The organism is Herbidospora daliensis, from assembly GCF_001570585.1.
GTDB lineage: Bacteria > Actinomycetota > Actinomycetes > Streptosporangiales > Streptosporangiaceae > Herbidospora > Herbidospora daliensis.
Genome location: NZ_BBXF01000003.1, coordinates 520,660 through 545,071 on the forward strand (window position 1 = coordinate 520,660; position 24,412 = coordinate 545,071).

At 71.8% G+C, this 24,412-nt stretch carries 17 protein-coding genes; 12 read left to right on the forward strand and 5 right to left on the reverse strand.

The genetic code is table 11. The features are described 5' to 3' along the window. Window positions 1–38 precede the first annotated feature (38 nt). Window positions 39–3,704, forward strand: coding sequence for an FHA domain-containing protein (locus AW274_RS17655; RefSeq protein ID WP_062433194.1), 3,666 nt, complete (start codon window positions 39–41; stop codon window positions 3,702–3,704). 6 nt (window positions 3,705–3,710) lie between these two features. On the opposite strand, the gene AW274_RS17660 is transcribed toward AW274_RS17655, so the two are convergent. Beyond that, complete coding sequence (locus AW274_RS17660; protein WP_062433197.1) at window positions 3,711–5,045, reverse strand: S41 family peptidase; 1,335 nt, start codon at window positions 5,043–5,045, stop codon at window positions 3,711–3,713. Window positions 5,046–5,133: 88 nt separating this feature from the next. Here AW274_RS17660 and AW274_RS17665 point away from each other — a divergent pair, with 88 nt between their 5' ends. Both AW274_RS17665 and AW274_RS17670 read left to right on the forward strand, forming a co-directional pair. Beyond that, entirely contained in the window at window positions 5,134–5,787 is a 654-nt protein-coding gene (locus AW274_RS17665; protein WP_062433200.1) for a response regulator transcription factor, read from the forward strand. Further along, window positions 5,784–6,854, forward strand: coding sequence for a sensor histidine kinase (locus AW274_RS17670; protein WP_083974409.1), 1,071 nt, complete (start codon window positions 5,784–5,786; stop codon window positions 6,852–6,854). The genes AW274_RS17665 and AW274_RS17670 overlap by 4 nt, the downstream gene beginning before the upstream one ends. Here AW274_RS17670 and AW274_RS17675 read toward each other — a convergent pair. Beyond that, the gene (locus tag AW274_RS17675) at window positions 6,847–7,425 is read right to left on the reverse strand and encodes a methyltransferase (protein WP_157520364.1); all 579 of its coding nucleotides are present in this window, start codon (window positions 7,423–7,425) and stop codon (window positions 6,847–6,849) included. The two genes, AW274_RS17670 and AW274_RS17675, sit on opposite strands and share 8 nt — an antisense overlap. A 309-nt stretch (window positions 7,426–7,734) precedes the next feature. Between AW274_RS17675 and ctaD the strand changes: the two genes are divergently transcribed. Next, window positions 7,735–9,393, forward strand: a complete 1,659-nt coding sequence (ctaD, locus tag AW274_RS17680; RefSeq protein ID WP_062433209.1) for an aa3-type cytochrome oxidase subunit I — start codon at window positions 7,735–7,737, stop codon at window positions 9,391–9,393. Window positions 9,394–9,603: 210 nt separating this feature from the next. Here the strand turns inward: ctaD and AW274_RS17685 are convergent, their stop codons facing one another. After that, window positions 9,604–10,278: a VOC family protein gene (locus AW274_RS17685; protein ID WP_062433213.1), complete on the reverse strand. Its 675-nt coding sequence runs from the start codon at window positions 10,276–10,278 to the stop codon at window positions 9,604–9,606. Between the two features lie 198 nt (window positions 10,279–10,476). Between AW274_RS17685 and AW274_RS17690 the strand changes: the two genes are divergently transcribed. Together AW274_RS17690 and AW274_RS17695 are read left to right on the forward strand one after the other, a co-directional pair. Continuing rightward, window positions 10,477–13,851, forward strand: coding sequence for a beta-L-arabinofuranosidase domain-containing protein (locus AW274_RS17690; RefSeq protein ID WP_062433215.1), 3,375 nt, complete (start codon window positions 10,477–10,479; stop codon window positions 13,849–13,851). Then, complete coding sequence (locus AW274_RS17695) at window positions 13,848–14,987, forward strand: cytochrome P450 (protein ID WP_062433218.1); 1,140 nt, start codon at window positions 13,848–13,850, stop codon at window positions 14,985–14,987. The genes AW274_RS17690 and AW274_RS17695 overlap by 4 nt, the downstream gene beginning before the upstream one ends. Here the strand turns inward: AW274_RS17695 and AW274_RS17700 are convergent. Beyond that, window positions 14,984–15,586, reverse strand: coding sequence for a TetR/AcrR family transcriptional regulator (locus AW274_RS17700; RefSeq protein ID WP_062433221.1), 603 nt, complete (start codon window positions 15,584–15,586; stop codon window positions 14,984–14,986). The two genes, AW274_RS17695 and AW274_RS17700, sit on opposite strands and share 4 nt — an antisense overlap. Window position 15,587: 1 nt before the next feature. Then, window positions 15,588–16,229 (reverse strand): biliverdin-producing heme oxygenase, encoded by a 642-nt coding sequence (locus AW274_RS17705; RefSeq protein WP_062433225.1) that lies wholly within the window; start codon window positions 16,227–16,229, stop codon window positions 15,588–15,590. A 192-nt stretch (window positions 16,230–16,421) separates the two neighbouring features. On the opposite strand from AW274_RS17705, the gene lon reads away from it, so the two are divergent. The 6 genes from lon to AW274_RS17735 all read left to right on the forward strand — a co-directional run bounded on the left by lon (window position 16,422) and on the right by AW274_RS17735 (window position 24,323). Then, window positions 16,422–18,794 carry an endopeptidase La gene (lon, locus tag AW274_RS17710; protein ID WP_062433227.1) on the forward strand — a complete coding sequence of 791 codons (2,373 nt, stop codon included), beginning with the start codon at window positions 16,422–16,424 and terminating at the stop codon, window positions 18,792–18,794. A 115-nt stretch (window positions 18,795–18,909) separates the two neighbouring features. Next, window positions 18,910–19,866, forward strand: coding sequence for a GlxA family transcriptional regulator (locus tag AW274_RS17715; protein WP_062433229.1), 957 nt, complete (start codon window positions 18,910–18,912; stop codon window positions 19,864–19,866). Window position 19,867: 1 nt separating this feature from the next. Then, complete coding sequence (locus AW274_RS17720) at window positions 19,868–20,497, forward strand: DJ-1/PfpI family protein (RefSeq protein ID WP_062433230.1); 630 nt, start codon at window positions 19,868–19,870, stop codon at window positions 20,495–20,497. 102 nt (window positions 20,498–20,599) lie between these two features. Beyond that, window positions 20,600–21,169, forward strand: coding sequence for a hypothetical protein (locus tag AW274_RS17725; RefSeq protein WP_062433233.1), 570 nt, complete (start codon window positions 20,600–20,602; stop codon window positions 21,167–21,169). A 131-nt stretch (window positions 21,170–21,300) separates the two neighbouring features. Continuing rightward, complete coding sequence (locus tag AW274_RS17730) at window positions 21,301–22,803, forward strand: acyl-CoA synthetase (RefSeq protein WP_232320163.1); 1,503 nt, start codon at window positions 21,301–21,303, stop codon at window positions 22,801–22,803. Between the two features lie 119 nt (window positions 22,804–22,922). Beyond that, complete coding sequence (locus AW274_RS17735) at window positions 22,923–24,323, forward strand: S1C family serine protease (protein ID WP_062433238.1); 1,401 nt, start codon at window positions 22,923–22,925, stop codon at window positions 24,321–24,323. The last annotated feature ends 89 nt before the right edge of the window (window positions 24,324–24,412 follow it).

Genomic DNA, 24,412 nt, shown 5'->3' on the forward strand with positions numbered 1-24,412 from the left:
CTCTCACCGACCGGCACACCAAGGCGACCAGCCAGCGGGTGTGCACCCTGCCGGTCACCCTCGGCCGCGACGCCGGCGCGGCGGCCGTGGTCCTCGACGACGGCGCCGTCTCCCGGCGGCACGCGCGGCTCGAATGGGACGACGGCCAGCTGGCCCTCACCGACCTGGGCAGCTCCAACGGGACGTTCGTCAACGACGCCAGGATCACCCGGCACGTGCTGCGCACGGGCGACCGCGTCCGCATCGGCCGCTACGAGGTCACGTGGGCGTTCATGGACCCCGACCGGACCACCACCCTCGACGCCAACCAGCTGACCATGCTGCGGCCGGTCGGGCCGCCCCGCGTCGCCGCCCGCCGGGTGGTCGAGGGGGCCGAGGCGCACAACCGGCGGTCCGGGCACGAGCTCGACGGCTTCCTGTCGTTCGCGCACGGCTTCCTGCCCGCCGAGCCGCCGCTGCTCGCCTTCCCGGCGTCCCACCTGGCCTGGGACGAGATGACCGCCCGGCTGCCCGAGCTGTTCCGCCGCCTGTCGCTGCGGCGCGCCTTCGACGCGATGCCGGTGCTCGACGCCCGGCCCGAGGCGCTGCCCGACCGCTACCTGCTGCGCGCCTCGACGATGCTCGGGGTGTTCGCGCACGCCTACCAGTACATGGCCGTCGACCCGCCGAAGGCGCTGCCCGACTCGCTCCTCCGCCCATGGACGCAGGTCTCGCGCCGCCTCGGCAAGAAGACGCCCGCCGTGTCGTACATCGACCTGTTCTTCTACAACTGGCGGCTGCGCGACCCGGCCGGGCCGAGGGTCCTCGACAACATGGACCTGCTGGTGCCGACCTGGGACAACGCGGCCGAGCGGGTCTTCTACCTGGTCACCACCGAGTTCGCGATGGGGCTCACGCCGGTGCTCGGCGCGATGGTCGAGGCGCAGGAGGCCGTCGTCGCCGACGACCCGGCCGCACTGGAGCGTTCCCTCCTGACGATCCTCGACCGGCTCCGGTACGTCACCCAGGTCGTCTACCCGCAGATCGACCCCAACCCGCGCGGCCGCAGCCCGCTCGACCAGGTGCTCTGGGCCAAGACGGTCGGCACGGCCGGCGTCCCGATCTTCGACGGCGCGCCGAGCCCGAGCGGCACCGCCCAGCCGCAGGTCCACGCGATCGACGCCTTCCTGGAGCGCCGCGAATACGGCTCGATGGTCGGCCGGCAGAGCACCTACCTGGCCGGCTTCTTCCCCCGGCACTGGCAGGAGCTGGTGGCCGCGCTCCGCGAGGTGTCGGTCCGCCAGTACGTCGAGGACACCCGCGACAGCACCCTGCGCGGCGTCTACAACGCCATGCTCGACGCCTACGTGGGCGACCGGGGCTGGATGGGGCTGCACCGCATCAAGGCGTACGGCTTCCTGGAGGTCGCCTTCAAGGTCGGCCGCCAGGTGACGACCGGCGCCCGCTTCACCGGCCTGTTCAAGGACCGGACCTGGGACAAGGTCGACGGCGAGCTGGCCGTCGTCCGGGAGGAGCGCCGTCCTCCGGTGGGCGCGCCGGTGGTGTTCGGCACCGCCCGCCGGGGCCGGGTGGTCACCGGCGAGTCGGGTTCCTGGACGTGCTACCTGGAGCTCGACGTCACCGGCCAGGGCGTGCACCACCTGCCGGGCGACCGGGTCGGCGTGCTGGCCGAGAACGACGACGACCTGGTCCGCCGCACCGTCGCCGCCCTCCAGGCGACCGGCGACGAACTGGTGCCGCTCACCCCCGAGTGGCGGACGGCGGTGGCCGGCCGGGCCGGGTTCGGCGAGGCCGACGTGCTGCCGCTGCGCACCCTGCTGCGTTTCGCCCGCCTGCGGCCCATCGGCCGCGAGGTGGCGAAGCGGCTGATCAGGCTGACGGCGGCCGGGGCCTGGCAGCGGGTCGTGGACGCCCGCATGGAAGACCAGTGGGAGCTCTGGGACGTCCTGAACCTGCTGTACGCGGGCGGCTACGACGTCACCCGCCTGTGGAAGGCCGACCTGCGGGAGAAGGACGCCTTCTGCCGGGTGGTGCCGCCCGAGCCGTTCCGCCTCTACTCGATCGCCTCGGCCCCGCCGCCCGGCGAGGCGGCCACCACGCTGCGGCTGGTGGTGGCCGGTCTCGGCTACACCTCGGCCCGCACCCCGTGGTCCTATCCCCGCGAACGGCGCGGCACCGCCTCCCACTTCCTGCGCCGGGCCGCCCAGGAGGGCCGCCGCCAGTTGTCGCTGCGGATCGTGCCGACGCCCAGGTTCCGGCTGCCCGCCGACCCCGACCGGCCGGTCGTGATGTTCGCCGCCGGTTCGGGGATCGCGCCGTTCCTCGGGTTCGCCGCCGCGCGGACCGGGCCGGGGGAGAACCGGCTCTACCTGGGCATCCGGTCGCCGGAGGAGTTCGTCCACCACCCCGATCTGGAGACCGCGGCGGCCGAGGGCCGCCTGCGGTTGTCGGTCGCGTTCTCCCGCGCCGACGCCGGCGTCTCCTTCGACGGCGCGCGGCACGTCGTGGGGGCCGGTCGCCGCCGCCGGGTCGACGACGTGATCCGGGCCGAGGCCGACGAGTTGTGGGCGCTGCTGGAGCGGGGCGCGCACGTCTACGTGTGCGGCAGCGCCCGGTTCGCCGTCGCGGTGCTCGACGCGCTCGCGGAGATCGTGCCCGGCGACGGCCGCGAGTTCCTGCGGCGGCTGACCGCCGACGGGCGGCTGAGCCAGGACGTCTTCACCACCTACCTGGGCCACGCGCAGCAGGGCCCCCGCTTCGACGTGTCGGAGCTGGCCCGGCACACCACCGCCGAGGCGGGCTACTGGATGGCGATCGGCGGGGCCGTCTTCGACGTCGGCGAGTTCCTGCACCTGCACATCGGCGGGCCGCACATCGTCCGCAACCACGTCGGGCTCGACGCGACGGCGGCGTACCGGAAGATCCTGCACCACGCGCACGCCGAGATCGACGCGCAGCTCGCCATGTACCAGATCGGCCACCTGCGGCGGCTGGAGTTCGGGTCCAGGTGGGGCGTGGTGCTCACCGAGGAGGGGCTGCGCGCGCTGCCGCTGGAGGAGCTGTTCCGGACCTGGGTCCGGTTCGTCTACCTGCTGGTCGGCATGGAGAACGCGCTGACCGCCGACTACGCCTTCACCACCATGGCGGCGACGGCGGGCGAGAACCCCGACGAGCTGACGCCGTTCAAGGCCCAGTTCGTCGTCGAGGCCCACCGCCGGTTCCTGGTCAGCTATCTCGACGGGCTGCTCGGCGACGACCTGCGCACCCTGTGGCAGCACACCGCCGGGTTCTGCGACCCCCACCTCGACCTGCGCTCCTACGACGCCGACCGGTCGGCGCTGGCGGCCCGCCCCGAGACCACGCTGGTCACGTCCACGGTGTCGGCCGTGCGCGACCTCGACTTCGCGCGCGTCGCGACGCTCTGCCGCGCCTACGCCCATCACGACGTCCGGCTGCTGCGCGAGCTGAAGGCCGCGATCCTGGAGGGCCTGCGGGCGTTCGAGACCCACGAGGCCGACGTCGTCGAGCGGGCGGGCGCGACCCTGCTGGGCGCGGTCGGCGAGGCCCTGGCCGCGGTCGCGGCCTACTACCGGAGGCTGGCCGACCTGACCCGCGCCCAGGGCGTCACCGCCGACGACGCCGCCGAGGAGGCGATCCCGCCCGACCGGGGCATGCCCGGCCACGGCGGCCCGCTCCCCGTGTGACCCGCCTCAGCCGTTCAGCAGCGCCACCGCCTTGCGCAGGGCCGGGTCGCGCCCGGTCGCCAGGTCCAGCGCGGTCGTCGGGGCCTGGTGGTCGGCCGGGACGCCGACCGTGTCGATGATCTCCTTCCCGGGCCCGAGGTGGCGGACCGACGGCAGCGCCACGATGCTCCCGTCGCCGAGCAGCCACGGGGAGGCCGGGCCCGAGACCGCGCCTGCCGTGCGGGTGCCCACGATCGGGGCGATCCCGTTGCCCTGGACGGCTGCGCTGAAGTCCTCACACGCCGACGCGCACCGCCGGTCGGTCAGCACGACGAGCCGCGCGCCCAGCAGCGGCACGGTGTCGTCGGTCCGGTTGGCGGTGCAGGAGCCGTCGTACCCGCAGAAGTAGCTGGTGACCTTCCCGTGCGCGAACGCGCCGAGCAGCCGGACCACCTCCCGGGGCGAGCCGCCGCCGTTGCCGCGCAGGTCGAGCACGACCTTCTTCGGCCCGCCGCGCAGCGCCGCGATCACCTCGTCGGCCGCGCCCTGGTAGAAGCCGGGCAGCCGCACGTGCCGGACCCCGGACACGTCGTCGACCCGCACGGTGCGCTCGGGCCGGGTCAGCGGGCCGACGGCCAGCTTCACCGTGCGCACCCGGCCGGTCGTGGGCCGCTTCAGGGTGAGCGCGAACCTCGGCTGCTGCACCTGTTCGAGGACGAGCGGGTTGAGGGTGCCGCCGACCCAGACGGGCACCCCGTCGATCGCCTGGACGATGTCGCCGGCCCGGACGCCGGCCTTGTCGGCCGGGCTGTCCTCGACGATCTCGGTGAGGAAGAACGGCGGCCGGGCCGCCGGGTCGAGGCCCGGCCCGCTGATCCCCGACGCGCCGACGATGCCGGTCCCGACGGGGTTGTCCTCGTCGTCGGGCTCGGGCACGTCGTGCCGGGCGTGGTTGTCGCGCAGCCCCGCGACCATGCCGTCGATCGCCGCGCGCAGCGCCACCGGGTCGCCCGCGCCGAGCGCCCCGGCCGCGGCGGCCCAGTCGGCGTCGCGGTCGCCGGTCAGCGCGGGCAGCCGCAGCCCCGCGACGTCCGCGCCGCGTTTCTGCAGGTTCCGCGTGTACGCGGCGAAGGCGTCCTTCAGCAGATCCTGGGTACGCAGGCCGGGCCCGCCGAAGTAGTGGTCGAGCACGCAGAAGAACGCCTGCCCGAGCGTGTCGACCGAGGTCGGGGGAGGGGAGGCGGGCGGCGGTCCCGACAGGCGGGCGCACGCCGGCGGCGCGGCGGCCGCCGCCGGGGCGGCGGGCGCGAGGGGCACGGTCAGGAGGGCGGCGAGGGCCGCCGCGGCCAGAAGCTTGGTCATGTCGCCGAATGCTGGCGGGCGGCGCGTTGCGCGGCTGTGACGGGAACCGTTGACGCCGCTGTAACCTCCGGCCCGGTAGGAACGGGTCATGCGAGTTCTGGTGGTGGAGGACGAACGCGACCTGGCCGACCTCGTCGGCGAGGGCCTGCGACGCCAGGCCATGGCCGTCGACGTCGTCTACGACGGCGCGGCGGCGGCCGAACGCCTGGCCGTGCACGACTACGACGTGGTCGTCCTCGACCGCGACCTGCCCGACGTCCACGGCGACGACCTCTGCCGCGACCTGGCCGGACGCGGCAGCCGCACCCGCATCCTGATGCTGACGGCGGCGGCCTCGGTGCCCGAACGGGTGGCGGGCCTGGGGCTGGGCGCCGACGACTACCTGCCCAAGCCCTTCGACTACGCCGAACTGGTGGCCCGGGTGCGGGCGCTGGGGCGGCGCAGCCGCGAACCGGTGCCGCCCGTGCTGACCCGCCACGGGATCGTGCTCGACACCCGGCGCGTGCAGGCCGCCAGAGACGGGCGGCACCTGCACCTGTCGCTGAAGGAGTTCGCCGTCCTGGAGGCGCTGCTGCGGGCCGAGGGCGCGGTCGTCAGCACCGAACGCCTGCTGGAGCTGGCCTGGGACGAGCACGCCGACCCGTTCACCACGGTCGTCCGGGTCGTCGTCAGCCGGCTGCGCGGCAAGCTCGGCGACCCGCCGTGCATCCGGACCGTGCCCGGCGCGGGGTACGCGCTGTGAGGACGATCCGGACGCGGCTCGCGCTCACCTACACCGCGCTCGCCCTGGTGACGGCCGCCGTGCTGCTGACGAGCGTCAACCTGTCGCTGCACCAGCGGCTCCGCGTCGAGGGCGGCCCGGAGGGGCCGGAGGCGCCGGTGGCCCCCGTCCTGGAGCGGCCGTTCGCCGTGCCGCCGGAGCCGAGACCGCGCCTGGTCGAGGAGGTCGTCACCTACCAGTGGGAGGTGACCGGCATCGCCATCCTCGTGATGGCCCTGGTGTCGCTCGCCGTCGGCTGGTTCTTCGCCGGGCGCATGCTGCGGCCGGTCCACCGCATCACCGCGACGGCCCGCCGCCTGTCGTTGTCGAACCTGCACGAGCGCATCGCGCTGGCCGGGCCGCGCGACGAGCTGCGCGAGCTGGCCGACACCTTCGACGAGATGCTGGCCCGGCTGGAACGGTCGGTCGAGGGCCAGCGCCGCTTCATCGCCACCGCCTCCCACGAGCTGCGCACGCCGCTGGCCGTGCAGCGCGCCGCGATCGAGATCGGCCTGCCCGACGACGTCGGCCCGGTCAAGGGCAAGCTGCTGGCCGCCAACCGGCGCAGCGAGCGGCTCATCGACGCCCTGCTGGTGCTCGCCCAGGCCGAGCACGGGCTCGAAGCGCCGGAGGAGGTGGATCTGGCGGAGGTGGTCAGGCTCGCGGTGGCCGAACTCGACCACGGCGACGTGACGGTGACCGTGACGGCCGGGCCGTGCCCGGTGCTCGGTGACCGGACCCTGCTGCACCGCCTGGTCACCAACCTGGCGGGTAACGCCGTCCGCCACAACGTGCCCGGCGGCACCGCCGGGATCACCCTGACCGGGGGAGTGCTGCGGGTGGTCAACACCGGCCCGCACGTGCCGCCCGAACGGTTCGGCGACCTGTTCGCCCCGTTCCGGCGCATCGGCACGACCCGGACGCAGGGCGCCGGCCTGGGCCTGTCGATCGCCGACGCCATCGCCCGCGCCCACGGGGCCCGGATGGAGGCGCGCCCCAACCCCGGGGGCGGGCTGGCGCTCGTCGTCAGGTTCCCGCCGGTCAGCTGACCCCGAACCGCGACATCACCCGCGACAACACCGCCGACTGGTCGCCGCGGCCGGTCCGGTCCCAGACCCCGCCGGCCAGCAGATAGCGCTCCCCGGCCACGAACGCGGTGCCCGCCCGCGCCATGGCGTCGATGCGCCGCCGGACGTGCGGCCGCCGGGAGAACGCGCCCATCCGCAGCGGCAGCACCATCCAGCTCGTCAGCGTGTAGCCGCACGCGCGGGCGTGCGCCAGCACCGAGCACGGGTCGGCGTACGACGAGATCATCATCAGCACGGTGTCGAACCCGGCCGACAGGATGCGCTTGCTGATGCCCGCGCCGGTGTGCCCGCCCGACAGATGCGGAAACGCGGGCAGCTCCTCCGAATGCGGAAGATACGGCGGATTGGCGACCACGCACCGCCGTTTCTCGCCGGGGCGCAAACCGGTGAAGAAATCGCCGTGCCGGACGTCGTAACGACCGGTGAGACCGCTTTGGAGAATGAGTTCGCGCGCGGACGCGGCGGAGGTCTCGTCGAGTTCGAAACCGCGCATCCGGCCCTGGAAATCGACGCGCCGAATGACGTTCACCATGGCCTGTCCCGAACCGGCGCCGAATTCGTGGACGTGTGTCATCGCAGGTCGGCGCGTGAGGAGCTCCTCCACGCAGAGCCCGTAGAATTCCGACTCCTCGTGATCATAGAAAGCGAGCATCCACGCTCCTCGATTTCTCGAATCGGCGATTCATATCGGCTTACCCGGGCGCCGCGAGGCCATGGTCGCAACGAGTCAGGGGCGCGGTAAAAAGGCGGACAAGTTATTCAGGACGGGCCTCCGGGTATTTTCCCGTCGGCCGGATCGTCCACAGCGGTTCTCCCGCATGACAGAGCAGGTGCGCCGCCCATGGCCGTCCAAGAGCCGATCACGTCACCGCTCGCGCCCGTCAAGCGCGGCAAGGGCACGGTCATCGTGTCGTGGCTGACCACCACCGACCACAAGGTGATCGGCTACATGTACCTGATCTCCGCCTTCGGGTTCTTCCTGATCGCCGGGGTCATGGCGCTGATCATCCGGGCCGAGCTGGCCCAGCCGGGCCTCCAGCTCGTCTCCAACGCGCAGTACAACGAGCTGTTCACGCTGCACGGCACGCTCATGCTGCTGCTGTTCGCCACCCCGCTGTTCGCCGGGTTCGCCAACGTCGTCATGCCGTTGCAGCTCGGCGCGCCCGACGTCGCCTTCCCGCGGCTGAACGCGGTCAGCTTCTGGTTGTTCCTGTTCGGCGGCCTCGGGGTCACCGCCAGCCTCTTCAACGAGGAGGGCGCGCCGGCGTTCGGCTGGACCGGCTACACGCCGCTGTCGACCGCGCCGTTCAGCCCGCAGATGGGCGGCGACCTGTGGATCATGGGCCTGGTGCTGTCGGGCTTGGGCACGATCCTGGGCGCGGTCAACTTCATCACCACGATCATCACCATGCGGGCGCCCGGCCTGACGATGTTCCGGATGCCGATCTTCACCTGGAACGTCCTGCTGACCAGCGTGCTCGTGCTCATCGCCTTCCCGGTGCTGGCGGCGGCGCTGCTGGTGCTGGAGGCCGACCGCCGGCTGGGCGCGCACGTCTTCGACGCCGAGGTCGGCGGCGCGATGTTGTGGCAGCACCTGTTCTGGTTCTTCGGCCACCCCGAGGTCTACATCGTCGCGTTGCCGTTCTTCGGCATCGCCACCGAGATCATCCCGGTGTTCAGCCGCAAACCGCTCTTCGGGTACGTCGGCCTGGTCGGCGCCACCATCTCCATCACCGGCCTGTCGGTGACGGTCTGGGCGCACCACATGTTCGCCACCGGCCGGGTGCTGCTGCCGTTCTTCTCGTTCATGTCGTTCCTGATCGCGGTGCCGACCGGGGTGAAGTTCTTCAACTGGGTCGGCACGATGTGGCGCGGCCACCTGTCGTTCGAGCCGCCGATGTTGTTCGCGATCGGCTTCCTGGTGACGTTCCTGTTCGGCGGCATCACCGGCGTCATCCTGGCCAGCCCGCCGCTGGACTTCCAGGCGCACGACTCCTACTTCGTGGTGGCGCACTTCCACTACGTGCTGTTCGGCACGGTGGTGTTCGCGATGTTCGGCGGCTTCTACTTCTGGTGGCCCAAGTGGACCGGCCGCATGCTCGACTTCCGGCTCGGCCGCTGGCACTTCTGGCCGCTGTTCATCGGCTTCCACACCACGTTCCTGGTGCAGCACTGGCTCGGCATCTCGGGCATGCCCCGCCGGTACGCCGACTACAGCGCCGTCGACGGCTTCACCACGCTCAACGTGGTCTCGTCGGTCGGCGCGCTCATCCTGGGCATCTCGACGCTGCCGTTCCTGTTCAACGTCTGGTACACCGCGAAGTACGCGCCGAAGGTGGAGGTCGACGACCCCTGGGGCTTCGGCAACGGCCTCGAATGGGCCACCTCGTGCCCGCCGCCGCGGCACAACTTCCACCGCCTGCCGCCCATCAGGTCGGAGCGGCCGGCCTTCGACCTCAAGTACCCCCACGTCACCCGGCGCGGGATCCCCAGTGGATGACGACCGGGTGCTGGCCGAGATGGCCCGCGCCCTGCGCGAGCAGGACCGGGCCTTCGCCGCCCGCATCGACCGGCTGAACGCCACCTGCGCCGCGATGGCCCGGGGGTGTTTCCAGTGGGAGGTCAGCCGGACCGAGACGACCCTGGTCGTGCTGGCCACGATCCTGACCGCCGTGCTGATGGGCGTGGTGGCGGTCGCCGTCCACCGGGATCAGCCGAGCACGCAGAACTCGTTGCCGTCGGGGTCGGCCATGAGCACACGGCCCTCGGCGGCGCCGAGCCGGGTCGCCCCCAGGGCCACCAGCTGGTCGATCTCCACCTGGGCGAGGTCGAAGTGCAGCCGGTTCCTCCCGGTCTTCACGGCCACCGGCGGGCCGCCCCACGTGATCTTCGGGCCGCCGTGCGGTGACCGGATCGCGGTCTCCTCGTTCTGGTCCCACACCAGGGGCCAGCCCAGGGCCGCGCTCCAGAAGTAGCCGACCGCCTGCGACCCGTCGCCCGCGAGCGCCCCGATGAAGCCGCACTCGGCGAGGAACGTGTTGCCCGCCTCGATGACGCAGAACTCGTTGCCCTCGGGGTCGGCGAGCACGACGTGCTCCTCCTCGGGCAGCTGGCCGACGTCGTAGTGCCGGCCGCCCAGCGCGAGCGCCCTGGCCACGGTCGCCTGCTGCTCCTCGGGCGAGCCGCTGGTGAGGTCGAAGTGCATCCGGTTGTGCCCGGTCTTCGGCTCCCGCGTCGGCAGGAACCGGAGGCGGAAGCCGGTGTCGTCGGCCGGCAGCAGCGTCGTGTCGCCGTCGGCCTTCCAGCCGAGGAACTCGCCCCAGAACCTCGCGAGCGCGGGAGGGTCGTGCGCGTCGATGCAGAGTGCGGCGAGCTGAGGGGTCATGCGGCCCACGCTAACCATGAGGATCGCGGCGGTTCCACTGATTTTCTCCGTAACGCATCGGTAACGGTTGAACTGTCCGCTCTGGTGTGTTTCTGATGTGAACGCTAACAATCACAACAGGAAAATCCCTGGCTGAGCGGTGTTTCGGGTGTGTTAGCGCTAACAGTCAGGGCCATGTGCGCAAGTGAAGGGAAGGCCATGACGGCATCCGAGAACTCAGGAATGAGCCGCCGCACCTTCGTCCGGACGTCGGCCTTGGGGGTGGCGTTAGCCGCGACGACCACCGGCGTCCAGACGGCGACGGCGTCGGCCGCGACCGCGAACGTCACCGAGGCGGTGGCCGGGATCCCCTATGTCGGCGCCGGGAGCAACACCCCGGTCAGGCCGTTCCGGCTGCACGAGATCAGCCTGAAGACCGGCCTGCTGCAGGAGAAGCGCGACCGGATGAAGGCGTTCCTGCAGGCGTTCGACGAACGCCGGTTCCTCTTCCTGTTCAACAACCAGGCGGGCCGGCCCAACCCCGCCGGCGTGACCGCGCCCGGCGGCTGGGAGGACGGCGGCCTGCTGAGCGGCCACTGGGCCGGGCACTACCTGAGCGCCCTGGCCCAGGCGTACGCCGACCAGGGCGAGACCGTCTACAAGACCAAGCTCGACTGGATGGTCACCGAACTCGGCGCCTGCCAGGACGCCATCACCGCCCGCCTGACCGCCCCCGAGGACCCCGAGGAGCCCGAGGCGCTGCCCATCGGCCGCGTGGCCGGGAAGTTCGGCAACGCCCTGAAGCTGAACGGCGGCGGCAACGCCGAGCACGTCAGGCTGCCCCAGGAGGCGGTCTCCCAGCTGACCAACTTCACCATCGCGACCTGGGTCAACCTCGCCGCCGCGCAGAACTGGAGCCGGGTCTTCGACTTCGGCCAGAGCACCGCCGTCAACATGTTCCTCACCGCCCGCGCGGGCGTGACGGGCAACCCGCCCCGCTTCGCCATCACCACCTCGGGCAGCGGCGGCGAGCAGCAGATCAACGGCACCGCCGCGATCCCGACGGGCCAGTGGGTCCACCTGGCCGTCACCCTCGCGGGCGGCGTCGGCACCCTGTACGTCAACGGCGCCGTCGCCGGCACCAACCCGAACATGACCCTCAACCCGACCAACCTCGGCGTGCCCGGCAACGTCTGGATCGGCCGCTCCGCCTACGGCGACGCGATGCTCAACGCGAGCGTCGACGAGTTCCACATCTTCGACCGCGCCCTCAGCGCCGCCGAGATCACCTCGCTCCAGAGTTCCGCCGCGGGCACCACGGGCGGCGGCAACATCGCCTGGTACCGCTTCGACGAGACCGACGGCGCCTCCGCGCTCGACTCCTCGCCCAACAACCGCCCGGCCGGCATCGTCGCCATCCCGCAGTCGGGCGGCCAGCTCTGGAAGCCCGTCTACGCCGGCTACCTGGGCGCCATCCCCGAGGACGCCGTGATCCGCGTCGGCCCGCCCCGCTACGCCCAGTACGGCGGCAACGCCGCCACCAACGTGTGGGCGCCCTGGTACACCCAGCACAAGATCGTTCGCGGGCTGCTGGACGCGTACACGCTGACCGGGAACACCAGGGCCCGCGACATCGCCGTGAAGATGGCCGACTGGGCGCACAGCGCCCTGACCACCGGCGACAAGAACCACCCGAGCTACCCGGGCCCGGTCACCCGCGACAACCTCAACCTGATGTGGGACACCTACATCGCGGGCGAGCTCGGCGGGGCCAACGAGGTGTTCGCCGAGATCCACGCCCTGACCGGCGACGCGAAGCACCTGGAGACCGCGAAGTTCTTCGACAACCGCGAGTCGCTGTTCGGCGCGACCGTCGAGAACCGCGACATCCTCACCGTCACCAACCCGCTCGCCTACGGCCGCAGGCGCCCGGCCCGCCTGCACGTCAACCAGCACGTGCCCGGCTTCTCGGGCTACCTGCGGATCTTCGAGCAGGGCGGCGGCGACGACTACCTGAAGGCCGCGAAGAACTTCTTCGGCATGCTGGTGCCGCACCGCATGTTCTCCCACGGCGGCCTCGGCGGGAACTACCCGGGCTCCAACAACAACATCGAGATGTTCCAGAACCGCGGCAACATCGCCAACGCGATCGCCCAGGGCGGCGCCGAGACCTGCTCGATCTACAACGTCGCCAAGCTGGCCAGGAACCTGTTCTTCCACACGCAGGACCCGGCCTACATGGACTACTACGAGCGGGCCCTGTTCAACCAGCTCGCCGGCTCGCGGGCCGACTCGGCGAGCACGGCCAACCCGCAGGTCACCTACTTCCAGCCGCTGACCCCCGGCGCCGCCAAGTCCTACGGCAACACCGGCACCTGCTGCGGCGGCACCGGCCTGGAGATCCACACCAAGTACCAGGAGGCGACCTACTTCAAGTCGGCCGACGGCTCGGCCCTGTGGGTCAACCAGTTCGTGCCCTCGACCGTGACGTGGACGGAGAAGAACTTCGCGCTGACGCAGGAGACGGCCTTCCCGCGCCAGGCCGGCACCAAGCTGACCGTCACCAGCGGCGGTCAGCTGGCGCTCAAGCTGCGGGTGCCCAAGTGGGCCGTCAAGGGCTACTCGGTGAAGGTCAACGGCGTGCTCCAGCTGCTCCAGAGCCCGGTCCCGGGCACCTACGTGACCCTGAACCGCAACTGGGGGACCGGCGACGTCATTGAGATCTCCATGCCGTTCGCCATCAGGATCGAGCGCGCCATCGACCGCCCCGACACCCAGTCGATCATGTGGGGCCCGCTGCTCATGCCGATCCTCGGCAACCCCGGCGGCGGCGCCTACCGCGAGCTGACCCTCTACCGCCACCTCAAGCGCGACGGCGACTACGCGCGCGCGGCGATCACCGCGAACGGCGTGACCGCGGCCGGCGACCCGCTGTTCACCACGGGCGGTTTCAACCTCCGTCCCTGGTACGTCGGCGACACCCAGGCCCACTCGGCCTACTTCCGCCGGGTCGAGCCGAAGATCGTCTTCGGGAGCGTGGACTCGGGCGTGCCCAACGTCAAGCGCGACGACGGCCTGCCCAACTACGACGTGCCGGTCACCGGCGTCGTCTCGCCCGGCACCGACGGCCTGACCTTCCTCGACGTGCTCTGGGACGCCGCCCCGTTCGCGACGCACGCCGCGTTCATGGCCAAGGTCACCGCGACGGCCGACGTGTTCGTGACGGCGGGGCTGCTGACCGCCGCGCAGAAGACCGCGATCGTGGCCGCCGCCGACAGCGCCCGCGCCCAGCTCGCGCCCGGGGCGCAGCTCCCGGCCACGGTCACCCCCGAGGCCCGGTTCATCGGCGGTTCGGCCTACCTGGCCGTCCGGGTCAGGAACGACCACGACGCCCCCGTCGACGTCGAGATCGAGACCGCCCACGGCGCCAGGACCTTCACCGGCGTCGCCCCCGGGAAGTCGGCGTTCCAGCAGTTCGCGGTCCGCGCCGCCGCCCTGCCCGCCGGCGAGGTCACGGTGTCGGTCAGCGGAACCGTCGAGGGCGACGAGGTCACCACCGAGATCGTCGAGCAGTACGCGGCCGCGTCGCGATGACCCCCGAGTTCGGGCCCTCGGAGCTCTGGGAGCCCGCCACCCGCCGCGACCCGTACGCGTTCTACACGCGCGTGCGGGCCGCGGGCCGGCCGATCCCGCAGCTCGACCCGGCGGGCGACCGCTGGTGGGTGGTGGCCCGGCACGCCGACGTCCGGGAAGGACTCCAGCACCCGGACCTCGGCCACCAGCTCCCCGGACAGCCGCCCCCGCCCGACGAGGCCGGACGGATCGCGGCCCGCCAGCTCATCTCCCTCGACCCGCCCGACCACACCCGCCTGCGCGGCCTGGTCAGCCATGCGTTCACGGCCCGGACCGCGGCCCGCCTGGAGCCGTGGATCACCGAGGTCGCCGACCGGCTGGTCGCCCGCGCCCGCTTCCTGGGCTCCTTCGACGGCGTGGCCGACCTGGCCGACCCGCTGCCGGTCAACGTCATCGCCCAGCTCGTCGGGGTGCCCGAGGACGACCGGCCGATGTTCCGGTCCTGGTCGGCCACGATCGTGTCGGGCTCCGACTTCGACGGCTCGGCCACGCTGGCGTTCGCCGCCTACCTCGACGACCTGGCCGCCCTGCGCCGGAAGGAGCCGGCCGACGACCTGCTCTCCGGCCTCGTCGACCTCGACCGCGACGACCTGGTCGCGACGGTCCAGCTGCTGCTGATCGCCGGGCAGGAGACCACGGTCGACGTCGTCGTCAACGCGATCAGGCTGCTGCTCACCCACCCGGAGCAGTGGCGGGACCTGCGCGACGACCCGTCGCTGGCGGGCGCGGTCGTGGAGGAGACGCTGCGGTTCCGCGGCCCGGTCGAGATCGTGCCGCCCCGCTTCGCCCTCCGCGACCTCGGCCTGGCCGGGGGCGTGATCCCGGCCGGTGAGCGGGTGGCCCTGTCGATCTGGGGCGCCAACCGCGACCCGGAGGTCTTCGCCGACCCCGACGTGTTCGACGTCCACCGCGCCGACGCGCACCGGCACCTCGCGTTCGGGCACGGCATCCACTTCTGCCTGGGCGCGGCGCTGGGCCGCCTGGAGGCGCGGATCATGCTCGACCGCGTCGCCCGCGACCTCGGCACGCTGCGCCTCGTGGCCGACCCCGGCGACGCCTTCCGGCTGCACCAGGGAGGGTTGCCGCTGACCGTCTAGCCGTCGGCCGCCCCGAGGGCGCGCAGGCAGAAGGCCGAGACGAACCCCTCGGACTCCTCCAGGGTCCGGCCGCCCTCGGTCAGCGGGATGCGTTCGGAGCCGAGCACCGCCAGCACCGCCCGCGCCGCCGCCTCGACGTCGGGGGTCTGGAACTCGCCCGAGTCGACGCCGCTCTGGATGATCTCGCGCAGGATCGCCTGCATCGGCGCGACGTGGGCGGCCAGCCGCTGGTAGGCGTCGGGCCCGAGGGTGGCCGACAGGTCGGCGGCCCCCGGATGCGGGTGGGCGACCAGGCCGGTCAGCTGGAGCCGGACGAACGCCCGCAGCCGCACCGACGGCGAGGCGTCGGCGGGCAGGTCGCGGGCGTAGCTCTCGACGAAGTAGTGGGTGACCCGCTCGGTGAAGGCCAGCAGCAGCGCGGTCTTGTCGGGGAAGTAGTTGTAGAGGACGGTCCGGGTGATGCCGGCCTCGGCCGCCAGCTCGGTCATCGAGATCGCGTCGATGCCCTGCCTGCGGGCCAGCCGCGCGATGGCCTCCAGGATCTTCTCCTGGGTCTGGGCGCGGTGCTCGCCGATCGTGGCGGCCGAGATGCGCGGCACGTCAGGCCGCCACCGTGGCCACCCGGCCCAGGTCGCCGAGCACCTCGGTGTTCAGCTGGTAGGCCAGCCGGGTCTCCCGGATGACCCGCTGCCGCCCGGCCTCGTCGAGGCTCTCGCCGAGGGCGTCGAGACGGCGGCGGTATTCGTCCTTGAAGCGGGGGAGGCTGCCGATGTCGAAGTGGTAGAAGTCCACCCCGCCCCCCTTGCCGTAGCCGTAGATCTTCTGCAGTTCCAGCCGGATGAACTGCCCGCCCGACAGGTCGCCGAGGTACCGAGTGTAGTGGTGGGCCACGTATCCGCCCGGCCAGTCGGAGACCTGGTTGATCCGGGCGACCAGCGTCTGGGTCGGCTTGCTGGGCGCGATGCGGCCGGCCCAGTCGTCGCCGTAGATCGTCGTCAGGTCGCGGACGAGCGCCTGCTCGCGGTAGAGCTCGGGGAAGACGAAGGCCCCGGCGACCGGATCGCCGGCCAGCCGCTTCGACGCGCCGTCGAGGGCCATATAGGCGAAGTAGTGCTGGGCGACCATCTCGCCGTAGGCCTCGGGACTAAGCCTGCCCGCCATCAGGTTCTTCAGGTAGCTGTCGTCCTCCGCGGACTCGTGGTCGGTCCAGGTCGCGGTCCGCAGGACCTCGGCAAAACCCATCGCAGGCTCCTCAGAACGTCGTTCATGACGAAGTGTCACAAACCTTCGGCGCGATCGTCAACAGGTTGATGACAGGGTGTCGTTAAACCTGATTACAGAATTACGATCGCTCTCAGCGAACTCACGCAAGCTTGGGAACACCATGGGACTCGCCTTAGTTGAGCGCATATAACTCAAGGCTGAGGAGCACGCATGACTGAGATCCTTCCCGTCCTGCCCCTGGACGACGAGGTCGTCCTGCCCGGCATGGTCGTCCCCCTCGATCTGTCCGACTCCGAGGTGCGCGCGGCGATCGAGGCCGCCCAGGCCACCGGGGCCAAGAAGCCCCACGTCCTCCTGGTTCCCCGCATCGACGGGCACTACGGGGCGGTCGGCGTCAGCGCCGTCGTCGAGCAGGTGGGCAGGCTGCCCGGCGGCGAGCCCGCCGCCGTGGTGCGGGGCGTGTCGCGCGCCCGCGTGGGCACCGGCACGACCGGTCCCGGCGCGGCCCTGTGGGTTGAGGCCACCATCGTGCCGAAGAGCACCGACGAGCCCGACGCCAAGGTGAGCTCCCTGATGAAGGAGTACAAGGCGCTCACCACCACGATCCTGCAGAAGCGCGGCGCCTGGCAGGTCGTCGACCAGGTCAACGGCATCGACGACCCCTCGGTGCTGGCCGACAGCTCCGGCTACGCGCCGTGGCTCTCGACCGCTCAGAAGCTGCTGCTCCTGGAGACCTCCGACGCCGGTGAGCGGCTCGAGAAGCTGGTCGGCTGGGCCCGCGACCACCTCGCCGAGGTCGACGTCGCCGAGACGATCCGCAAGGACGTCCAGGAGGGCATGGAGAAGCAGCAGCGCGAGTTCCTGCTCCGCCAGCAGCTCGCGGCGGTCCGCAAGGAACTGGCCGAGCTGAACGGCGACCCCGAGACCGAGGAGGAGGACTACCGCGCCCGCGTCGAGGCGGCCGACCTGCCCGAGAAGGTGCGCGAGGCCGCCCTCAAGGAGGTCGACAAGCTGGAGCGCACCTCCGACCAGTCGCCCGAGACCGGCTGGATCCGCACCTGGCTCGACACCGTCCTCGACCTGCCGTGGAACACCCGCACCGAAGACGCCTACGACATCGCCGGCGCCCGCGCGATCCTCGACGCCGACCACACCGGCCTCGACGACGTGAAGGACCGGATCATCGAGTACCTCGCGGTCCGCAAGCGCCGCGCCGACCAGGGGCTCGGCGTCGTCGGCGGGCGGCGGTCGGGCGCGGTCCTCGCGCTGGCCGGCCCTCCCGGAGTCGGCAAGACCTCCCTCGGCGAGTCGGTCGCCCGCGCCATGGGCCGCAAGTTCGTGCGCGTCGCCCTCGGCGGCGTCCGCGACGAGGCGGAGATCCGCGGCCACCGGCGCACCTACGTCGGCGCGCTGCCGGGCCGCCTGGTCCGCGCGATCCGCGAGGCCGGCTCGATGAACCCCGTGGTCCTGCTCGACGAGGTCGACAAGGTCGGCGCCGACTACCGGGGCGACCCGACGGCGGCCCTGCTCGAAGTCCTCGACCCGGCGCAGAACCACACCTTCCGCGACCACTACCTCGAGGTCGAGCTCGACCTGTCCGACGTGCTGTTCCTGGCCACGGCCAACGCCCTGGAGCAGATCCCCGGCCCGCTGCTCGACCGCATGGACATCGTGACGCTCGACGGCTACACCGAGGACGAGAAGGTCGTCATCGCCCGCGACCACCTGCTGCCCCGGCAGCTCGAGAAGGCGGGCCTGACCCCCGACGAGGTCGCGATCGACGACGCGGCGCTGCGCCGCGTGGCGGGCGAGTACACCCGCGAGGCGGGCGTGCGCTCCCTGGAGCGGGCGGTCGCGCGGGTGCTCCGCAAGGTCGCCGCGGCGGTCTCGCTGGGCGACAAGGCCCTGCCGCTGACCGTCACCGACGACGACCTGGTCGGCTACCTCGGCCGGCCGCGCCACGTGCCCGAGTCGTCGCTGCCCGAGTCGCGCCAGCGCACCTCGGTGCCCGGCGTCTCGACGGGCCTGGCGGTGACCGGCGCGGGCGGCGACGTCCTCTACGTCGAGGCGTCGCTGGCCGACCCCGAGACCGGCCAGACCGGGGTGACCCTGACCGGTCAGCTCGGCGACGTGATGAAGGAGTCGGCCCAGATCGCGCTCTCCTACCTGCGCTCGCGCGGCGCGGAGCTGGAGTTGCCGGTCGGGTCGCTGAAGGACCGCCAGGTCCACATCCACGTCCCGGCGGGCGCGGTGCCGAAGGACGGCCCCTCGGCCGGCGTCACCATGACGACCGCCCTGGCCTCGCTGCTCAGCGGGCGTCCGGTGCGCAGCGACGTGGCGATGACCGGTGAGGTGTCGCTCACCGGCCGGGTCCTGCCGATCGGCGGGGTCAAGCAGAAGCTGCTGGCCGCCCACCGGGCGGGCATCACGACCGTCCTGATCCCGGCCCGCAACGAGCCCGATCTCGACGACGTCCCGGCCGAGGTGCTGGCCGACCTCGAGGTCCACGCCGTCGGCGACGTGCGTGAGGTGCTGGAGATCGCGCTGACCCCGGCCACGGTGGGCCAGTCGGCCGCCGCGTAGCCTTCCCCCAGCGCGAAGGGGGCCTCCCGGGACAGGGGAGGCCCCCTTCGTCATGTCCTGATCTGCACGATTCGTGTCGTTGCGGCCATCGGGGGGTGGATCCCAGGATGGGGACATGCGGGTCGTCTGCGTCATCACCGAGGGGTTCCAGCACCTCGACCTGGCCGGTCCGGCCGACGTGTTCGCCACGGCCGGGCTGGTCAGCCGGCGGGCGGCGTACACGCTGGAGGTGACCTCGGCCGTGGCCGGGCCGGTCCGGTCGTCGAACGGGCTGGCCACGCTGGTGGACACGCCGATCGACGAGGTCACCGGGCCGATCGACACGCTGCTGGTGGCCGGCGGGCTGACCGTCGACGACCATCTGCGCGACCCCCGGCTGGTGGCGGGGGTGCGGCGGCTGGCGGCGGGGGCCAGGCGGACCGGGTCGGTCTGCACGGGGGCGTTCCTGCTCGCCGAGGCCGGGCTGCTCGACGGCGGGCGGGCCACCACCCACTGGTTGTCGGCCGGCGACCTGGCCCGGCGCTATCCCGCCGTCGAGACCGAGCCCGACGCGATCTATGTGCGCAGCGGCGACGTCTGGACCTCGGCCGGGGTGACCACCGGCATCGACCTGGCCCTGGCGATGGTCGCCGACGACCACGGCCACCACGTCGCCCGCGCCGTCGCGCGGGGGCTGGTCGTCTACCTCCACCGGCCCGGCGGGCAGTCGCAGTTCTCGGCGCCGATCCAGGCCGTACCGCGCAGCGAGCCCATGAAGGAGCTGCAGACCTGGATCGACGAGCACCCGGAGGAGGACCTCAGCGTCCCGGCGCTGGCCCGCCGGATGAACCTGAGCGAACGCCACTTCTCCCGCGTCTTCACCGACGAGACCGGCATGCCCCCCGGCCGGTACGTCGAGATCGCCCGCACCGGCGCCGCCCGGCGGCTGCTGGAGACCACCGACGAACCCCTCGACGTGGTCGCCCGGCGCACCGGCCTGGGCCTGCCCGGCAGCCTCTACCGGGTGTTCCGCCGCCATCTGCGCGTTTCCCCCGGCGACTACCGCCGCCGCTTCCGCGACAAGGAGCACTGACATGCACGTCGCCATCCCGCTCTACCCCGGCTTCACCGCCCTCGACGCGGTCGGCCCCTACACCGTGCTGGCCTTCGCGCCCGGCGTCACCGTCACGTTCGTGGCGGGGGAGACGGGACCGGTCGCCGACGACCAGGGCACCCTGTCGATCACCGCCACCGCGACCTACGACGACGTGCCCGCCCCCGACGTGGTGCTCGTCCCCGGCGGCCCCGGCACGGTCGAGGCCCTGAACGACACCCGCCTCATCGACTGGATCAGGACCGCGCACGCGGCGTCGACCTGGACCACCTCGGTGTGCAGCGGCGCCTACCTGCTCGCGCACGCCGGCCTCCTGACGGGCCTCCCCGCGACCACCCACTGGGGCTTCCTCGACGGGCTGGCCGGTTTCGGCGCGATCCCGGTCGCCGAACGGGTCGTCGTCCAGGGGAAGATCGTCACCGCCGCCGGGGTGTCGGCCGGCGTCGACATGGCGCTGACCCTGCTCGCGCTGATGCGCGACGAGGACACCGCCAGGGCCGTGCAACTGGCCATCGAGTACGACCCCGCCCCGCCCTTCACTTCAGGATCGGCCGCGACCGCCACCCCTGAGCTGCGGGAACGCGCGCTCGGCCTCATCCGGGTGGGGTGACCTGCACTTTCAAGCGAGCGTCAAGTGAGTCGCTACTGACCCGCTATCGGGACGGTCTATCTCTTTACCTGTCAAACTCCTCGTCCCGAGAGGAATCCGAAAGTGCGATTCATCAAGAAGCTCCTGGTGAGCGGTGGCGTCGCCGCCGCCCTCATCACCGGCGCCGTGGTTGCGCCGACGGCCGCCAGTGCCTCCCCCTTCGTCGGAGACTGGGGCCCCTACTACTCCGCCGACCACAAGGCCGAGGCCGAGGGCAAGTTCGTCGTCGACCACGGCAAGAAGAAGGTCTGGTACTGGGAGAAGTTCAAGAAGCCCATCAAGAAGTGCTGGTGGAAGCACGGCGAGAAGAAGTGCAAGATCGTCGGCTGGAAGTGGGACAAGAAGTGGTCCTGGAAGTGGGAGGAGTACACCAAGATCTCGGTCAAGGGTGAACTCACGAACCACAAGTGGTGGGGCGACAAGAAGTACAAGTGCGCCTGGGCCGTCTTCAAGATCGAGGACCTCGACGGCCACACCTCCTTCGAGAAGTTCCGCAACTGCGACAAGGGCAGTGACTGGATCGGCTTCCACGCCACCAACGTGAACACGATCGACGTCCAGGTCTCGCGCGGCAACCACTTCGGTCCCAAGGGCTTCTTCGGCCCCTGGTCGCCGGTGTACGAAGCCGTCTGACCGGCACCCTCGAACGGTAGGCTGAGCGGTCTACTGAACGGCCCGCGCCATTCCCGGCGCGGGCCGTTTCCCTTTGCGCCCCGACGATCACCGAGTAATGTTCGGTCATGTATCCGGGTGCCATCGCCGCCGTGAGCCCTGACAAACCCGCTGTGATCATGGCCGGTAGCGGCCGCGTGGTCACCTACCGGGAACTCGACGAGGAGTCCAACCGCCTCGCCCACCTGCTGCGCGAGGCCGGGCTGCGGCCCGGCGACCACATCGCGTTCATGCTGGAGAACCACCCCCTCTTCCTCGCGATCGCCTGGGCGGCCCACCGGTCGGGGCTGTTCTACACGGCGGTCAGCTCGCGGCTGCAGGCCGGCGAGCTGACGTACATCGTGGAGAACTGCGGCGCGAAGGCGTTCATCTCCTCGGCCGCGTGCGCGCAGGCCGCCGCCTCGGTGACCGGGCCGCCGCTGCGGCTCATGCTCGACGGCACGGTGCCCGGTTTCCTCGCGTACGAGGCCGCCGTCGCCCCCATGCCCGTCACCCCCGTCGACGGCGAGGTGCAGGGCATGGACATGCTCTACTCCTCGGGCACCACCGGGCGGCCGAAGGGCGTCAAGCCCAACTGGACCGGCCAGCCGCTCGACGTACCCGGCCCGCTCATGAACCTCATCGGCTTCCTGTTCGCCGCCACGGCCGACAGCGTCTACCTGTCGCCCGCGCCGCTCTACCACGCCGCCCCGCTGCGCTACTCGCTCACCTTCCAGCGTTTCGGCGCCACGGTCGTCGTGATGGACCGCTTCGACCCCGAGCGGGCCCTGGCCGCCATCGAGACGTACGGCGTCACGCACTCCCAGTGGGTGCCGACGCACTTCATCAAGTTCCTGAAGCTCCCGGCCGAGACCCGCGCGAAGTACGACCTGTCGACGCTCGCGTACGCCGTCCACGCCGCCGCCCCCTGCCCCATCCCGGTCAAGGAGCGGATGATGGAGTGGTGGGGCCCGATCATCCACGAGTACTACGCGGGCACCGAGGGCAACGGCTTCATCTACGCCGGCCCCCACGACTGGCTCTCCCACAAGGGCACCGTCGGACGGCCGCTGCTCGGCGTGCCGCACATCCTCGACGCGCAGGGCGAGGAACTGGGCCCGGGGGAGACCGGCGTCGTCTACCTCTCCGACGGGCCGACCTTCGTCTACCACGGCGACCCCGACAAGACCGCCGCCGCGCACGACCCGAAGGGCCGGGGCTGGTCGACGCTCGGCGACATCGGCCACCTCGACGAGGAGGGCTTCCTCTACCTGACCGACCGCAGCTCGTACATGATCATCTCGGGCGGGGTGAACATCTACCCGCAGGAGGCGGAGAACCTGCTGGCGGTCCATCCGAAGGTCGCCGACGTGGCCGTCTTCGGGGTGCCCGACGAGGAGATGGGCGAACAGGTGAAGGCCGTCGTGGAGCCCGCCGACCCCGCGACCGCCGGGCCCGAGCTGGAGGCGGAGCTGATCGCGTACTGCCGCGAGCGGCTGGCCCACTACAAGTGCCCGCGGTCGGTCGACTTCCGCACGGAGCTGCCCCGGCACCCCACCGGAAAGTTGTACAAACGAATTTTGCGTGACGAATACTGGCCGGAGCAGCACAAATAAGGCCGATGTTCGGTTTCGCCAGGTCAGCGGGGTGATCGCTTAAGCCGGCCTTATCGGGGGTTTGCCATCTTAGAACCACCGGCCCGAAGGAGCCGGGATTCGGTAAGGGGATGGCAGAGATGAGCGCTGACGAGCGGGAGAACGAAAAGGGGACCACCGAGGTCCTCGACGGGCGCGGCTGGAGCCAGTTCGGCCGCCGGGCCCCCCAGTACGGCGACTACCGGGGCGAGCAGCCCACGCCGCAGTTCGCGCCGCCCCCGCCGCCACACCAGCCGGGCCCCATCCAGGGACACGTCGGCGCGAACCCGGTCGGCGACACCGCCGTCTACGGCCTGCCGCCGGTCCCCCCGGAGCCGCCCCGGCAGCAGCGGTCCGACGGGCGGGCCTGGAAGCGGGGCGTCTCGATCCTCGCCCTGGCGTGCGTGGCGGTCGGCGGTGGGGTCGCAGGGGCCCTCATCACCAACGCGATGGACGACGACGGCGTGCCGGTGCTGGCCAGCCCGGTGGTGAACTCGCAGAGCAACGGCTCGGCTGCGATGCCCGCGAAGGGCACGATCGCGGCGGTCGCCAAGGCCGTGCAGCCCTCGGTCGTCATGATCACCGTGACCTCGCAGCAGGGCCAGGGCGAGGGCTCCGGCGTGATCCTCTCGGCCGACGGGCTGATCCTCACCAACAACCACGTGGTCGCCGGCGCCGGGCAGAACGCCCAGATGGCCGTCAAGTTCAGCGACGGCCGGACCATCCCCGCGACGCTCGTGGGCACCGACCCGACGACCGACATCGCGGTCATCCGCGCCACCGGCGTCTCGGGCCTCACGGCCGCCGCGCTCGGCGACAGCGACGCGCTCCAGGTGGGCGACTCGGTGCTGGCGATCGGCAGCCCGCTCGGCCTGGAGGGCTCGGTCACCTCGGGCATCGTCTCGGCCCTCGACCGCACCGTCACCTCCGGGGGCGGCGGCGGAGGCGGCGGCCCGGAACTGCCCCCCGGCTTCGGCGGCGGCTTCGGCCAGGAGCAGCAGCAGGCCGAGCCGACCACGACCATCGGCGGCATGGTGCAGACCGACGCGGCGATCAACCCCGGCAACTCCGGCGGCGCCCTGGTCAACGCGGCCGGCCAGGTCATCGGCATCAACACCGCGATCGCCACCTCGGGCGGCGGCAACGGCAACATCGGGGTCGGCTTCGCCATCCCGATCAACACCGCCAGGAACGTGGCCGACCAGCTCATCAAGACCGGCAAGGCGGTGCACGCCTACCTCGGCGTGAGCGTCGGCGACGCCACCGGCGACACCCCCGGCGCCCTGGTCTCGACGGTCGAGCCGAACGGCCCCGCCGCCAAGGCGGGTCTCCAGCAGGGCGACATCATCACCAAGGTCGACGACACCCCGATCGACGGGGGCGAGACGGTGGTCGGCCTCATCCGCGGCCACCAGCCCGGGACCAAGGTGACCGTGAACTACATGCGGAACGGTCAGGCGAACACGGCGACGATCACTCTGGAGGAGAAGACGACGAGCTGACGCGGAGATCTCTCAGGTATGGGGACAGGGAAGACCGGCGGCGCCTCCTCGGGGGCGTCGCCGGTCTTTTTCTCCGTTACGGCTCCGCC

Bases quoted from the DNA above. Each gene is read 5' to 3' on its own strand.
- AW274_RS17720 (WP_062433230.1), top strand. From the start codon at position 19,868: ATGCACGTCGCCATCCCGCTCTACCCCGGCTTCACCGCCCTCGACGCG.
- AW274_RS17705 (WP_062433225.1), bottom strand. From the start codon at position 16,229: ATGGGTTTTGCCGAGGTCCTGCGGACCGCGACCTGGACCGACCACGAG.
- AW274_RS17695 (WP_062433218.1), top strand. From the start codon at position 13,848: ATGACCCCCGAGTTCGGGCCCTCGGAGCTCTGGGAGCCCGCCACCCGC.
- AW274_RS17675 (WP_157520364.1), bottom strand. From the start codon at position 7,425: ATGGTGAACGTCATTCGGCGCGTCGATTTCCAGGGCCGGATGCGCGGT.
- ctaD (WP_062433209.1), top strand. From the start codon at position 7,735: ATGGCCGTCCAAGAGCCGATCACGTCACCGCTCGCGCCCGTCAAGCGC.
- AW274_RS17685 (WP_062433213.1), bottom strand. From the start codon at position 10,278: ATGACCCCTCAGCTCGCCGCACTCTGCATCGACGCGCACGACCCTCCC.
- AW274_RS17690 (WP_062433215.1), top strand. From the start codon at position 10,477: ATGACGGCATCCGAGAACTCAGGAATGAGCCGCCGCACCTTCGTCCGG.
- AW274_RS17660 (WP_062433197.1), bottom strand. From the start codon at position 5,045: ATGACCAAGCTTCTGGCCGCGGCGGCCCTCGCCGCCCTCCTGACCGTG.
- AW274_RS17735 (WP_062433238.1), top strand. From the start codon at position 22,923: ATGAGCGCTGACGAGCGGGAGAACGAAAAGGGGACCACCGAGGTCCTC.
- AW274_RS17665 (WP_062433200.1), top strand. From the start codon at position 5,134: ATGCGAGTTCTGGTGGTGGAGGACGAACGCGACCTGGCCGACCTCGTC.
- AW274_RS17715 (WP_062433229.1), top strand. From the start codon at position 18,910: ATGCGGGTCGTCTGCGTCATCACCGAGGGGTTCCAGCACCTCGACCTG.
- lon (WP_062433227.1), top strand. From the start codon at position 16,422: ATGACTGAGATCCTTCCCGTCCTGCCCCTGGACGACGAGGTCGTCCTG.